At 60.3% G+C, this 13487-nt stretch carries 14 protein-coding genes; 11 read left to right on the top strand and 3 right to left on the bottom strand.

Annotation, left to right across the window (positions count from 1 at the left end; all coding sequences use genetic code 11):
• Positions 1 to 208: 208 nt before the first annotated feature.
• The 5 genes from AC0J41_RS04570 to AC0J41_RS04550 all read left to right on the top strand — a co-directional run bounded on the left by AC0J41_RS04570 (position 209) and on the right by AC0J41_RS04550 (position 5209).
• Positions 209 to 1336, top strand: a complete 1128-nt coding sequence (locus AC0J41_RS04570; protein ID WP_025110757.1) for a branched-chain amino acid ABC transporter substrate-binding protein — start codon at positions 209 to 211, stop codon at positions 1334 to 1336.
• Between the two features lie 230 nt (positions 1337 to 1566).
• Complete coding sequence (gene livH / locus AC0J41_RS04565) at positions 1567 to 2490, top strand: high-affinity branched-chain amino acid ABC transporter permease LivH (RefSeq protein ID WP_003222384.1); 924 nt, start codon at positions 1567 to 1569, stop codon at positions 2488 to 2490.
• Entirely contained in the window at positions 2487 to 3743 is a 1257-nt protein-coding gene (locus AC0J41_RS04560; protein WP_025110758.1) for a high-affinity branched-chain amino acid ABC transporter permease LivM, read from the top strand. Before livH ends, AC0J41_RS04560 begins: the two co-directional genes overlap by 4 nt.
• Positions 3740 to 4507: a high-affinity branched-chain amino acid ABC transporter ATP-binding protein LivG gene (gene livG, locus AC0J41_RS04555; protein WP_025110759.1), complete on the top strand. Its 768-nt coding sequence runs from the start codon at positions 3740 to 3742 to the stop codon at positions 4505 to 4507. The genes AC0J41_RS04560 and livG overlap by 4 nt, the downstream gene beginning before the upstream one ends.
• On the top strand, positions 4508 to 5209 hold the full coding sequence (locus AC0J41_RS04550; RefSeq protein WP_003222380.1) for an ABC transporter ATP-binding protein: 702 nt from the start codon (positions 4508 to 4510) through the stop codon (positions 5207 to 5209).
• A 171-nt stretch (positions 5210 to 5380) separates the two neighbouring features.
• On the opposite strand, the gene AC0J41_RS04545 is transcribed toward AC0J41_RS04550, so the two are convergent.
• Together AC0J41_RS04545 and AC0J41_RS04540 are read right to left on the bottom strand one after the other, a co-directional pair.
• Positions 5381 to 6619 carry a DUF2599 domain-containing protein gene (locus tag AC0J41_RS04545; protein WP_025110760.1) on the bottom strand — a complete coding sequence of 413 codons (1239 nt, stop codon included), beginning with the start codon at positions 6617 to 6619 and terminating at the stop codon, positions 5381 to 5383.
• Positions 6620 to 6651: 32 nt separating this feature from the next.
• A complete protein-coding gene (locus AC0J41_RS04540; RefSeq protein ID WP_473014683.1) occupies positions 6652 to 8355 on the bottom strand; it encodes a DUF2599 domain-containing protein in 1704 nt (567 codons plus the stop codon).
• Between the two features lie 213 nt (positions 8356 to 8568).
• Between AC0J41_RS04540 and AC0J41_RS04535 the strand changes: the two genes are divergently transcribed.
• The 4 genes from AC0J41_RS04535 to AC0J41_RS04520 are packed head-to-tail and all read left to right on the top strand — an operon-like array spanning position 8569 to position 11015.
• Positions 8569 to 8874 carry a BufA1 family periplasmic bufferin-type metallophore gene (locus AC0J41_RS04535; protein ID WP_025110762.1) on the top strand — a complete coding sequence of 102 codons (306 nt, stop codon included), beginning with the start codon at positions 8569 to 8571 and terminating at the stop codon, positions 8872 to 8874.
• Between the two features lie 25 nt (positions 8875 to 8899).
• Positions 8900 to 9787 (top strand): MNIO family bufferin maturase, encoded by an 888-nt coding sequence (gene bufB, locus AC0J41_RS04530; RefSeq protein ID WP_473014682.1) that lies wholly within the window; start codon positions 8900 to 8902, stop codon positions 9785 to 9787.
• On the top strand, positions 9784 to 10542 hold the full coding sequence (locus AC0J41_RS04525) for an HvfC/BufC N-terminal domain-containing protein (RefSeq protein ID WP_473014681.1): 759 nt from the start codon (positions 9784 to 9786) through the stop codon (positions 10540 to 10542). The genes bufB and AC0J41_RS04525 overlap by 4 nt, the downstream gene beginning before the upstream one ends.
• Positions 10539 to 11015, top strand: a complete 477-nt coding sequence (locus tag AC0J41_RS04520) for a DoxX family protein (RefSeq protein ID WP_473014680.1) — start codon at positions 10539 to 10541, stop codon at positions 11013 to 11015. The genes AC0J41_RS04525 and AC0J41_RS04520 overlap by 4 nt, the downstream gene beginning before the upstream one ends.
• 109 nt (positions 11016 to 11124) lie before the next feature.
• Here the strand turns inward: AC0J41_RS04520 and AC0J41_RS04515 are convergent, their stop codons facing one another.
• On the bottom strand, positions 11125 to 12039 hold the full coding sequence (locus AC0J41_RS04515; protein ID WP_473014678.1) for a LysR family transcriptional regulator: 915 nt from the start codon (positions 12037 to 12039) through the stop codon (positions 11125 to 11127).
• A 103-nt stretch (positions 12040 to 12142) separates the two neighbouring features.
• On the opposite strand from AC0J41_RS04515, the gene AC0J41_RS04510 reads away from it, so the two are divergent.
• Together AC0J41_RS04510 and AC0J41_RS04505 are read left to right on the top strand one after the other, a co-directional pair.
• Positions 12143 to 12742: a short chain dehydrogenase gene (locus AC0J41_RS04510; RefSeq protein ID WP_025110767.1), complete on the top strand. Its 600-nt coding sequence runs from the start codon at positions 12143 to 12145 to the stop codon at positions 12740 to 12742.
• A 59-nt stretch (positions 12743 to 12801) separates the two neighbouring features.
• Positions 12802 to 13455 (top strand): COG3650 family protein, encoded by a 654-nt coding sequence (locus tag AC0J41_RS04505; protein ID WP_025110768.1) that lies wholly within the window; start codon positions 12802 to 12804, stop codon positions 13453 to 13455.
• Positions 13456 to 13487: the final 32 nt, after the last annotated feature.

The raw sequence follows: 13487 nt of genomic DNA, 5'->3' as shown, positions 1-13487 counted from the left end.
CCGCAATTCTGTCTTTTTCATTCAAAAATGCGACACCCACAAGTTTTGCCCCCTGGCGCCAGCTTCCCAGGCCAACAACCGGCGCTCTACACTGTACCGGTACAGTTGCCGGGGGCATTTCCGGAGGGTATCGCAAAGATATCTGACCCGGTTCTGCTGCTACGGCGCCAGAACTCAAAAAAAATTACAACAGTAAGAGTGGAGCACTATGACTAAGGCTACTAAGCAGATTTCCAAACTGTTTGCCGCTATGGTTCTGGCCGGGGTTGCCAGCCATTCGTTCGCAGCTGACACCATCAAGATCGGTATCGCCGGCCCTAAAACCGGCCCGGTAGCCCAATACGGCGATATGCAGTTCAGTGGCGCCCGCATGGCCATCGAACAGATCAACGCCAAGGGCGGGGTCGACGGCAAGAAACTCGAAGCCGTTGAATACGACGATGCCTGCGATCCGAAACAAGCGGTAGCGGTAGCGAACAAGGTCGTCAACGACGGCGTCAAGTTCGTGGTCGGTCACCTGTGCTCCAGCTCCACTCAACCGGCTTCGGACATCTACGAAGACGAAGGCGTGATCATGATCACCCCGGCTGCCACCAGCCCGGACATCACCGCCCGTGGTTACAAGATGGTCTTCCGCACCATCGGTCTGGACAGCGCCCAGGGCCCTGCCGCCGGTAACTACATTGCCGATCACGTGAAGCCGAAAATCGTTGCCGTACTGCACGACAAGCAGCAATACGGTGAAGGCATCGCCACCGCCGTCAAGGCGACCCTGGAGAAGAAAGGCGTGAAAGTCGCCGTGTTCGAAGGCGTCAACGCCGGCGACAAGGACTTCTCCTCGATCATCTCCAAACTCAAGCAAGCCAACGTCGACTTCGTTTACTACGGCGGCTACCACCCGGAGCTGGGTCTGATCCTGCGTCAATCCCAGGAAAAAGGCCTGAAAGCCAAGTTCATGGGTCCGGAAGGCGTGGGTAACGACTCCATTTCGCAGATCGCCAAAGACGCCTCCGAAGGCCTGCTGGTGACCCTGCCGAAATCCTTCGACCAGGATCCGGCCAACGTCGCCCTGGCAGATGCATTCAAGGCGAAGAAAGAAGACCCGAGCGGCCCGTTCGTGTTCCCTTCCTACTCGGCGGTTGAAGTGATTGCCGGCGGTATTGCCGCGGCCAAATCCGAAGACCCTGCCAAAGTGGCCGAAGCCATTCACGCCGGCACCTTCAAGACCCCTACCGGCGACCTGAGCTTCGACGCCAAGGGCGACCTGAAGGACTTCAAATTTGTGGTTTACGAGTGGCACTTCGGCAAACCAAAAACTGAAGTTTCGCCTCAGTAAGGCGCGCCCTGACTGACTGCCAATAAAGCCCACGGCGTGCCGTGGGCTTTGTTTTACGAATGTATGGGCCGCGCTGGCGTGATCCGCCAGTCTCCCCACCTGAAAATCTCAAAACCGTCATCAGCGGTTCGCTGGCAAAACCCGGATTCGAAGTGGATACAGATCCACGGGGCCGGGCGGGAAAATGACTCCACCAGTGAAATGCGTATCAGGTTTTTAGGAGCGTTGTAATGCCTGACATCTATCACTTCTTCCAACAGCTGGTTAATGGCCTGACCATTGGCAGCACGTATGCCCTGATCGCCATCGGCTATACGATGGTCTACGGCATCATTGGAATGATCAACTTCGCCCATGGCGAGGTGTACATGATCGGTTCCTACGTGGCGTTCATCGCCATCGCCGGGCTGGCCATGATGGGAATCGACAACGTCCCGCTGTTGATGACCGCGGCGTTTATCGCGAGCATCGTTGTCACCAGTTCGTACGGCTACAGCATCGAACGGATCGCCTACCGCCCCCTGCGCGGCAGCAACCGTCTGATCCCGCTGATTTCCGCCATCGGCATGTCGATCTTCCTGCAGAACACGGTTCTGCTGGCGCAAGACTCCAAGGACAAATCCATCCCCAACCTGATCCCCGGCAACATTTCCATCGGGCCAGGTGGCGCACATGAAGTGCTGATTTCCTACATGCAAATCGTGGTGTTCGTGGTGACCCTGGTCGCCATGCTCGGCCTCACGCTGTTCATCTCCCGCTCTCGCCTGGGCCGCGCCTGCCGCGCCTGCGCCGAAGACATCAAGATGGCCAACCTGCTGGGCATCAACACCAACAACATCATCGCCCTGACCTTCGTCATCGGTGCTGCACTGGCGGCCGTCGCGGCTGTACTGCTGAGCATGCAGTACGGCGTGATCAACCCGAACGCCGGTTTCCTCGTCGGCCTCAAGGCCTTCACCGCTGCGGTACTGGGCGGGATCGGCAGCATCCCCGGTGCCATGCTCGGCGGGCTGGTGCTTGGGGTGGCGGAAGCGTTCGGTGCCGATATCTTCGGCGACCAGTACAAGGACGTCGTGGCTTTCGGCTTATTGGTTCTGGTGCTGTTGTTCCGTCCGACCGGCATTCTGGGCCGTCCGGAGGTTGAGAAAGTATGACTAGGAATCTTAAACAGGCACTGTTCAGTGCCTTGCTGGTGTGGGCCGTGGCCTACCCGGTACTCGGTCTGAAACTGACCATCGTCGGCATCAACCTCGAAGTGCACGGCACCAGCCCGGCCATTCTGGCGACCATCGCCGTGTGCTCGGTGCTGATGTTCCTGCGGGTGCTGTTCAACCAGCAGATCAGCAAGGCGTGGAAATCCTCGCCGGGCCTGCCGTTGATCCCGGCCAAGGCCAGCAACTTCCTGACCCTGCCGACCACCCAACGCTACATCATCATCGCGCTGATCCTTGGCGCGCTGATCTGGCCGTTCTTCGGCTCCCGTGGCGCGGTGGACATCGCAACGCTGATCCTGATCTACGTGATGCTCGGCCTTGGCCTGAACATCGTCGTGGGCCTGGCCGGTCTGCTCGACCTCGGTTACGTCGGTTTCTACGCCGTCGGCGCCTACAGCTACGCGCTGCTCTCGCACTACTACGGCCTGAGCTTCTGGATCTGCCTGCCAATTGCCGGCCTGATGGCGGCGACGTTCGGCTTCCTGCTGGGCTTCCCGGTGTTGCGTCTGCGCGGTGACTACCTGGCGATCGTGACCCTGGGCTTCGGCGAGATCATCCGTCTGTTCCTGCGGAACCTGACCGATATCACCGGCGGCCCGAACGGCATCAGCAACATCGAGAAACCGACGTTCTTCGGCCTGACATTCGAACGCAAGGCCGCGGAAGGCATGCAAACCTTCCACGAGTATTTCGGCCTCGAATACAACTCGATCAACAAGGTGATCTTCCTCTACCTGGTTGCCCTGTTGTTGGCACTGGCGGCGCTGTTCATCATCAACCGCCTGCTGCGCATGCCGATCGGCCGTGCGTGGGAAGCGCTGCGTGAAGATGAAATCGCCTGCCGCGCACTGGGTCTGAATCCGACGATCATCAAGCTGTCGGCGTTCACCCTGGGCGCGAGCTTCGCCGGTTTCGCCGGCAGCTTCTTCGCCGCCCGTCAGGGTCTGGTGACCCCGGAATCGTTCACCTTCATCGAGTCGGCGATCATCCTCGCCATCGTCGTGCTGGGTGGCATGGGCTCGCAATTGGGCGTGATTCTCGCGGCCGTGGTGATGATCCTGTTGCCGGAAATGATGCGTGAGTTCAGCGAATACCGGATGTTGATGTTCGGTGCGCTGATGGTGTTGATGATGATCTGGCGTCCACAAGGTCTGCTGCCGATGCAACGCCCACACATGGAGTTGCGAAAATGAGCCGCGAGATCCTTAAAGTCGAAAACCTGAGCATGCGCTTCGGCGGCTTGCTGGCGGTCAATGGCGTGGCCCTGACCGTCAAGGAAAAACAAGTGGTGGCGCTGATCGGGCCGAACGGCGCGGGCAAGACCACCGTGTTCAACTGCCTGACCGGTTTCTACCAGCCTTCAGGCGGCAGCATCCTGCTGGACGGCGAGCCGATCCAGGGCCTGCCGGGGCACAAGATCGCCCTCAAGGGCGTGGTGCGCACCTTCCAGAACGTGCGGTTGTTCAAGGACATGACAGCGGTCGAGAACCTGTTGATCGCCCAGCACCGTCACCTGAACACCAACTTCCTGGCCGGCCTGTTCAAGACCCCGGCGTTTCGCAAGAGCGAACGCGAGGCCATGGAATATGCCGAATACTGGCTGGAAAAGGTCAACCTGAAAGAGTTCGCCAACCGTACCGCCGGCACCCTGGCCTACGGTCAGCAACGGCGCCTGGAAATCGCCCGCTGCATGATGACCCGCCCGCGGATCCTCATGCTCGACGAACCGGCGGCCGGTCTGAACCCGAAGGAAACCGAAGACCTCAAGGCGCTGATCAGTGTGCTGCGTGAAGAGCACAACGTGACCGTGTTGCTGATCGAGCACGACATGAAACTGGTCATGAGCATTTCCGACCACATCGTCGTGATCAACCAGGGCACGCCTCTGGCCGATGGCACGCCGGAACAGATCCGCGACAATCCTGAAGTGATCAAAGCCTACCTGGGGGAAGCGTAAATGCTGCAGTTCGAAAACGTTTCCACCTTCTACGGCAAGATCCAGGCCCTGCACAGCGTCAACGTCGAAGTCCGTCAGGGCGAGATCGTGACCCTGATCGGCGCCAACGGTGCCGGCAAGTCCACGCTGCTGATGACGCTCTGCGGTTCGCCGCAGGCGCACAGCGGCAGCATCCGCTACATGGGTGAGGAACTGGTCGGCCAGGACTCGTCGCAGATCATGCGCAAGAGCATCGCCGTGGTTCCGGAAGGTCGCCGGGTGTTTGCCCGTCTGACCGTTGAAGAGAACCTGTCGATGGGCGGTTTCTTCACCGACAAGGGCGACTATCAGGAGCAGATGGACAAGGTCCTCGGCCTGTTCCCGCGCCTGAAAGAACGCTTCAACCAGCGCGGCGGCACCATGTCCGGCGGCGAACAGCAGATGCTCGCCATCGGCCGGGCGCTGATGAGCAAGCCGAAGCTGCTGCTGCTCGATGAGCCGTCGCTGGGTCTGGCACCGATCATCATCCAGCAGATTTTCGACATCATCGAACAGCTGCGCAAGGACGGTGTGACGGTGTTCCTGGTCGAGCAGAACGCCAACCAGGCGCTGAAAATCGCTGACCGTGCGTACGTTCTGGAAAACGGCCGCGTGGTCATGCAAGGCACCGGTGAAGCCCTGCTGACCGACCCGAAAGTGCGCGAGGCGTACCTCGGCGGTTGATGCATTTCGCCCCAAAAAAAACGGCCTTCGGGCCGTTTTTTTGTATTTTGAATTCAACGCACATCCCCTGTGGGAGCGGGCTTGCTCGCGAAGACGATTTTACATTCAGCACGTGTGCTGACTGATGCACCGCTTTCGCGAGCAGGCCCGCTCCCACAACATCAACAGCCCTTAATAAGGGTTGCAGTACTGCGCGACTGCGGTGGCCTGATCGACATAAGGCCGTGCCGGCTCAAGGTTCCACTCAGGCTTGTTCCTGACCGGCTTGCCATCGTAGACCGCCGCCAGATGACAGACCATCTGCCGGCGCAACGAGCCACCATTGACGCTGTACTGACGCCATTGCGGATCGTCCTTGTGCTTGTTGTACAGCTCGGCAAACATCCGGTCGGTCTGGTCATCCTTGATCGCGCGGCCGCATGCGGTCGGCACTACCGAGAGCGACCAGGTGTTCGGCCCCAGCTTCGGATCGGGACGTTGCACCCAAGTGCTGGACTCGATGTACTTGTCGCAGAATTTTGGTTCTGCCGGCGTCGAGGTCTGGATGCACGAGAACGAGGCCTTGGCGACCGGGGTCCGCGGGAAGTCGATCTTGATGATATTGCGGTCCTTGCCAGTCTTGGCCTTGTAATCCTTTTGATTGGCCAACGCATCATTCAGGCCGCGCTGATCGCTGTAGAAGAACGCCAGAATCGGTAGCTCATCGGTTTTCGGGTTGCCCAGGCGCAGTTCGGTCTGGGTTTGAAATTCGCGGCTGTTGATGACTTTGCGCGCGCCCATGAAGTTGCGAAAAGCGTCGACCCGCTCCTTGCTGCTCATCGGATTGCGCATGTTGAAGCCACACTGCAACTGGTCCTGCTGCCGATTGTTGTTGTACTGGGTGAAGTGCGCCACCCAGGCATTCGGCGTCGTGATCGGTGGTTTCATGGCCTGGCAGACCGCCTCGGTCGGGGCGGTGTTTTTGTTGTCGCCACAGCCACGGTCGTTGCGAAAGTCGGTCCAGGCATCGTTGGGAAATGCACAGTAGACATGCACCGGGGTTTCCGGGTCGCGCACCAGATCCCTTGGCGTAATCAGGTAGCCGTTCTGCGTGCTCATGCCCGGGTCTTCATAACTGATGCCGTCGGCGCGCATGTACGAGGCGGCAAACGTGCCCAGTTCCACGGCTTTCGGGCTGGGATTCCACACGTCCCATTTCTGCCCTTTGGCAGGGTCGGCCCGGTGCGTGCCGCGCACCAGCAGCCCCGAACAATCCGAGGCGGGATCCTGCCCGCAACTGTCGACGGTGTTGTTGTACAACGTTTCGACCTTCTTCAGTGTCTCCGCGCATGACTCGGCATTGGCCCATGTCCCATGCGCCAGGAGCGGCAACATGAGCAATGGAGCGAACCTGTTCAGACGTTTTTTCATGGCTTGCATCTCCTTGATTAGCCAACACACACTCAACGCGGGACCGGGTTGCAACCCGCGGCGCGAGTCTCGCTGTCCGACAACGCCGGCCTGAATGGCTCCAGATTCCATGGCGTCTTGCTGCGGTAATTGACCAGCACGCAATTCAATTGCTGACGCATGCTGCCGACGGATGTTTCGTTGTCGCGCCAGTTGCTGTCCGCCCCCTTGAGGGCGAACAACTGGTCGTACAGAACGCCGACCTGCTCATTGGGCAAGGCGCGCCCTGCTGCGGTGGGCACCACGCTCAGGGTCCATTCATCCTTGCGAGTGCCGGGGTCGTAGCGTTTGATCCAGTCGGCAGAAGCAATGTATTGCGGTGCCTGGACCGGCACTGGATTGCAACCGGCCTTCGCCGCCTCCTGCGGGCTGACCACGGGGCGGAACGGCTCCAGATTCCACTCGGTCTTGGCCGGATAGTTCTGCACCAGACAGCTCAGTTGCTGACGCATGCTGCCCGCGGCTTTCTCGTTATCACGCCACTGGCTGTCGGCGCCACGCAAGGCGAACAGCTCTTTGTAAACGGCCTCTTGGTCAGAGCTCTGAACCGCCTTGCCCTGCGCCGTCGGGGTGATTTTCAGCGACCATTCGTTCTTCCTGGTGCCCGGGTCATAGCGCTCGACCCACACCGCATCCGCGATGTACTTGGGCGCCGGGGCGCCGGCCACCACCATCTCATCGATTGCCTGATCAGCCGCGACATAGCTGAAACGCTGCTCGGCAGGCTGGGTGAAATCCAGGCGCAGAATCGGCACGCTGTAACCCTGGGCCTTGAGTTTTTTCTGGAAATTGCGCGCGCTGTTCAGGCCGTTCTCCGGTTTCGGCGGAGCCTGATCACCGCGCGTGGCGAAGTTCTGCGTGCTGTTGACGTTGTAAATGAAGGCGTCGATGTACTTCATGTTTTCACTGCCGTCGTTGGTCGCGGTGGCATTCTTCAACATGAATTCGTTGACCTGGGCACTGAAGGCAAAGGGGTCTTTGTTGGTGGTGTTCGGGCGCGATTCGTGCACCCGGATCATCGCCTGCCAGTCGCTGGGTTTTTCCGCGTTCCATGAGCACTGGCCGTACTGGATCGGTCCCTTCATCAGTCCGGTGTATTTCTGCGTCCATTGCTCGGCGGTGGTCACTCCGGCTTCGGCACAGGTGCCGTAGGCCAGCGTGGCATTGCGGTTGTTCATCGTGCCTTGGGCTGCACGCGGTGGCTCGCGACTGTCAAAGAAGCCGCAGCCGTACCATTTTCGCTCCGGTCCGGTGCCGCCATCGAAGGCGTAGATACACGTAAAGCCCTGCTCCTTGACGGGCAGCTTCAGCGCTGCCGCATCGGTGGGAGTGCGCAGGATGAACCCGGCCGGATGGATGAGAATGCGCGTGCTCAGATCCTTGCGAATCCACGAGTAGGACGTCGCGCCGATCTTGATCGCGTAAGGGCTGTAGTCCCACGGATTGAACGGCCCGTCGTTGACCATGCGCAAGGTCACGCCGCTGCAGTAATACAACCCGCGCGCGGCACCTGTATCAGGTTCCTGGCAGGCGTCCTTGAGGGTGTTGTAGTTGCTGTTGATGCGCTTGAGCGTGTCCAGCGGGTCGGGTTGCGGCTGGGCGTTAACCGTCGTGAACGACAGCGCCAGCGTGCAGCCCAGGGCAAACGATGAAACCTTGCGCGAGAGCGCAGCAGAGTCTGAGCGATCCTTCGTCATGAGATACCGTCCTGGTAAATCGGCCTGTCAGAGTGGCCGTTGAAATGACTATAGAACAGGAGGGAGTGAACACAATCACTGTGGGTTACAGGGTTCTGAAGATTTTCTGAAAAAGTTTCGGCTCGGCTGTAACGCATCGCCATGAGCTTTCTCTAGTGGGGTAAGCAAGCGCATTTCGCTTGCAAATCCCACGCTCAAATCTGGAGAAACATCATGACTGCTACCACTCGCACTCTGTCCGCTACTGCCCTGGTTCTGGCCCTTGGTTCTGCCCTGAGCATGGCCGCCGTGTCGACCGTCCACGCCGCTGATGCCGACATGGAGAAATGCTTCGGCGTGGCCATGAAAGGTCACAACGATTGCGCAGCAGGCGCAGGCACCACGTGTGCCGGCACCGCAAAAATGGACTACCAGCCAAACGCCTGGAAACTCGTACCGAAAGGCACCTGCGCCACCACCGAGAGCAAGACCTCGCCGACCGGTTTCGGTCAGATGCAAGCGTTCAAAGCCAAGTCCTGATCCACCGCCTGCCTGAGTGACGATCATGTTCACCCTCGACGAACCTGTCCCCCCCCGCACTCAGGCAGCCCTTCCCGGGCTCCCGCCCCGTGCCGGGCTGGGGCTCAAGACCGGGCACTTTCGTGAAGTGCTCGGCACCCAACCGGACCTCGGTTTCTTCGAAGTCCACGCCGAAAACTACATGGTCGACGGCGGTCCGTATCATCATTTTCTCGGTTTGATCCGCGAGCAATACCCGCTGTCGCTGCACGGCGTCGGGCTGTCCATCGGGGCCGAAGGGCCACTGGACGTTCAGCACCTGCAGCGCCTCAAGGTGCTGATCGAGCGCTATCAACCGCAATCCTTTTCCGAACACCTGGCCTGGTCGAGCCATGGCCCGGTGTTTCTCAATGACTTGCTGCCACTGGCCTATGACACGCCGACTCTGAACCGCGTCTGCGCGCACATCGACCAGGTGCAGAACACCCTCAAGCGCCCGATGCTACTGGAAAACCCTGCGACCTATCTGGGGTTCCGGCGCTCGACCCTCGACGAAGCAGACTTCATCGCCGAAGTGGTGCGGCGCAGCGGCTGCGGCCTGCTGTTGGACGTCAACAACGTCTACGTCTCGTGCATCAATCATCAGCGCGATCCGCTGACTTATCTCGACGCGCTGCCATTGCACGCGGTCGGTGAGATTCATCTGGCCGGATTTGCCGAAGACAGCGACAGCCTCGGTGACCGTTTGCTGATCGACGATCACGGTGCGCCGATCGACCAGGCGGTCTGGACCTTGTACCGGCAAACGCTGCAACGCACCGGCCCGATAGCCACCCTGATCGAGCGCGACAATCAGGTGCCGGCCTTCGATGTGTTGTTGGCCGAAGCGCGGCAGGCCGACGAAATGCTGCTCGGTGCGGGAGTTCGATCATGAGTACTCAAGCGGCTTTTGCCGCCGCCCTGCTCGACCCGCAACGGCCCTGCCCCGAGGGTTTATGCAGCGCCAACGGTGCTGATCCTGCCAGCCGATTCTCGGTGTATCGCAACAACGTGCAAGGTTCGCTGATCAATGCTTTGGCGGACAGTTACCCGGTGGTGCTGCAATTGGTCGGCGAGGATTTTTTCCGCGCCATGGCTGCCGAGTTCGTACAACAACAGCCGCCACACAGCCCGTTGATGAGTCGCTACGGCGAAGCACTGCCGGCCTTCCTCGACGCCTTCGAACCGGCAGCGAGCGTGCCGTATCTGGCCGACGTGGCACGGCTGGAGCACCTGCGCACCCGCGCCTACCACGCCGCCGATGCACTGCCCGTGCGCCCGCAGCAGATCACCGCGGCACTGGCCGATCCCGATGGACTGAGCGACCTGCGCTTCAGGCTTCATCCATCGCTGCACCTGCTCGACTCGAACCACGCCGTGGTCGCGATCTGGGCCGCGCATCAGGGTGACGCGACGCTGGCCGGCATCGACATCGACCACGGGCAGCACGCCCTGGTGCTGCGCAACGGCCTCGACGTCGAGGTGTTTGCCCTCGAACCCGGCGCCAGCGTGTTTCTGCGTCAGCTGCTCAATGACCAACCGCTGTTGGCGGCCACGCAAAACAGCCCGCCATTTGACCTCAGCCACACCCTCGCGCTGCTGATTGCGCACAACGCCATCGTTGACCTGAATAACAAGGAATCGCCATGAACAATCTCATTACCCGCGCCATCGCGCTGCTGGAGAAAATTCCCCACAGCCTGATCGCTTTCATCGCGCGTTTTTCGATTGCCGCGGTGTTCTGGAAATCCGGCCAGACCAAGGTCGAAGGCCTGGCCATCGACCTGATCGACGGCACCTTTCAACTCGGCTGGCCACACTTGGCGGACTCGACCATTCCGTTGTTCAAAAGCGAGTACCACGTGCCGCTGCTGTCACCGGAAATCGCCGCGCACATGGCGGCGTTCGCCGAGCACTTCTTCCCGGTGCTGATCCTGATCGGCTTCGCCACGAGATTTTCGGCGCTGGCGTTGCTGGGCATGACCCTGACCATTCAACTGTTCGTCTACCCGGATGCGTATCCGACCCACGGTACCTGGGCGGCGGTGTTGCTGTACTTGATGGCGACCGGGCCGGGGAAATTGTCGATTGATCACCTGATCGCACGACGCTTCGCAAAATAAGCAAAATCCTTGTGGGAGCGAGCCTGCTCGCGAATGCGTTGGTTCAGTCAACACATAAAGTGACTGTGAAACCGCAATCGCGAGCAGGCTCGCTCCTACAGGAAATGGGTTAACGCTGAAGTCGATCCAGCGCCTCGCCGCTGCGCTTGAACCAGCCGATCAGGTAATCCGCCAGCACTTGCGTGCGTTTCGGTAACCCGCCCTGATACGGATGCACCAGGTACATCGGCATACGTCGGGTCTGAAAGTCGCGCAGCAGCCAGCGCAATCGGCCGTCCGCCAGTTCCGTCTGCAGCAGATACGACGGCAAACGTGCGATGCCGGCACCGGCCAGCGCAGCCTTTTTCAGCAGGTTGTAGTGGTTGCTGGCAAACGGCCCCGACACCCGCACCCTGAGCAGTTCGTGCTGCTGGTGATACAGCCACTCTTCGCGGCCACTGTAATGGCTGTTGAGCAGGCAACGGTGTTCGGCCAGATCCTGCGGGGTCAGTGGCTCGCCGAACTGTTCAAGATACGCCGGGCTGGCGCAGGTCATTTCCTGCCAGGCCAGCAAGGGTTTGGCCACCAGCCGTTCGTCATTGGCCACCTCGGTGCGAATCGCCAGATCAAAGCCATCGCGCGACAGATCCCGATAATTGTTGTTCAGCTCCAGCTCGATCTGCACTTCGGGGTATTTTTGCGAAAACTCCAGCAGCAAGCCGTCGAAGAAGGTTTCCCCCAGCGACACCGGCACCGTCATCCGTACCGGCCCGGCCATGTCGTCCTTCAAACGCGCCAGCGCCTGACGCGCCCGCTCCACCTGAACCACCAGCGCCTGGGCCTGCGGCAACAACGCGGCGCCCGCCGCCGTCAGGCTCAAGCGGCGCGTGGTGCGTTGCAGCAACACCACAGAAAACTGCGCTTCGAGCTGGCTGATGCGCTTGGACAACTGGCCCTTGCTACAACCCAATTGCTGCGCCGCGAGGGTGAAACTGCCTGCCTCGATCAATACCGCAAACGCCGCCAGATCATCCATTTCACTCATGGATTGTTTCCATTTGAAAACCAAAGGTTGCCTATTAGTGCGCTTATCCGCAGAAAAAACCACTCTAGACTGAAACCTCGTTCAACCCATTGAGGATTAGCCCATGAAGATTCTGTTGATCGGTGCCGCCGGCACCATCGGTTCGGCCGTGGACAAAGAACTGAGCCAGCGCCACGAAGTGATTCGCATCGGTCGCAGCAGCGGCGATTTCCAGGTGGACATCAGCGACAGCGCTTCGATTCGCCAACTGTTCGAGCAAACCGGCAAGTTCGACGCGCTGGTCTGCGCGGCCGGCAACGTGACCTTCGCCCCACTGGGCGAGATGACCGCCGACAGCTTTGCCCTGGGCTTGAAAGACAAGCTGATGGGTCAGGTCAACCTGCTGCTGATCGGCCGCGAGTACGCCAACGACGGCGCCTCGTTCACCTTCACCACTGGGGTGCTCAGCCACGACCCGATCCGCACTGGCGCCTCGGCGGCACTGGTCAACGGCGCACTCGACAGCTTCGTGAAAGCCGCAGCCATTGAACTGCCACGCGGCCTGCGGGTGAACTCGATCAGCCCGACCGTGCTGCTGGAAGCCATGGGCAGCTACGCCCCGTACTTCCGCGGTTACAAGCCGGTTCCTGCGGCCGATGTGGCGTTGGCCTACGCGAAAAGTGTCGAAGGCCTGCAAACCGGCCAGACCTTTCACGTCGGCTAACCCCTTGTGATGAACGGTCAGCCTGCGTAACGTGGCGGCACTTGTCTGGAGAGCCGAAGATGCGTGTTGCCCGTTCGTTGATCGTTGTTGCCCTGCTGCCGTTGTTCGCTGCCTGCCAATTGCTTGATGGCCCGCGTCAAAGTGCTGCCCACGTCGGGCAGACCCGGATGCAGGGGCAGTTGACAGCGGCCGACGGCAAACTGGTGTTCCAGCCGTGTGGCGAACAGCGTCAGTACGTGGTCAACGACATCGGCGGCACCAGCGTGCTGCAAGAGGCCGCGACCCTCGCCGATCAGCAGGGCAAGCTGTTTGCCGACGTGCGCGGGAAGATCGCTGGCGACCGCCTCGACCTTGGCCAGTTGTATCGCGTCGAGCGCTCCGGCACCGCATGCGATGACCCGAATTTCAAACTATTGATCCTGCGTGCTGCCGGCCACGGTCCCGAGTGGAACGTGAAAGTCAGTGGCAAGGGCATGGTCATCGACCGCGAAGGCCAGCCAGCGCTGGCCGTGCCTTATGTCGAAGAGCAACTGGGCGACGGCCGCTTCAACCTCAGCAGCGAAGCCAACAACCAGCGCATCGAATTGTGGGTCGCGCCGCAACGCTGCGTCGACAGCAACACCGGCAGCGTGCAGCACATGAGCGCCGAGCTGCGCATTGACGGCAAGGTCGAGCGTGGTTGCGGGTATTTCGGCGGATCGCGTAACGACTGAGCGTTTTAGCCTCACCGGATCCAGCCTTTGCG

Source organism: Pseudomonas sp. Arb-4-2C, assembly GCF_055755015.1.
This window is presented reverse-complemented; position numbering and strand designations above follow the sequence as displayed.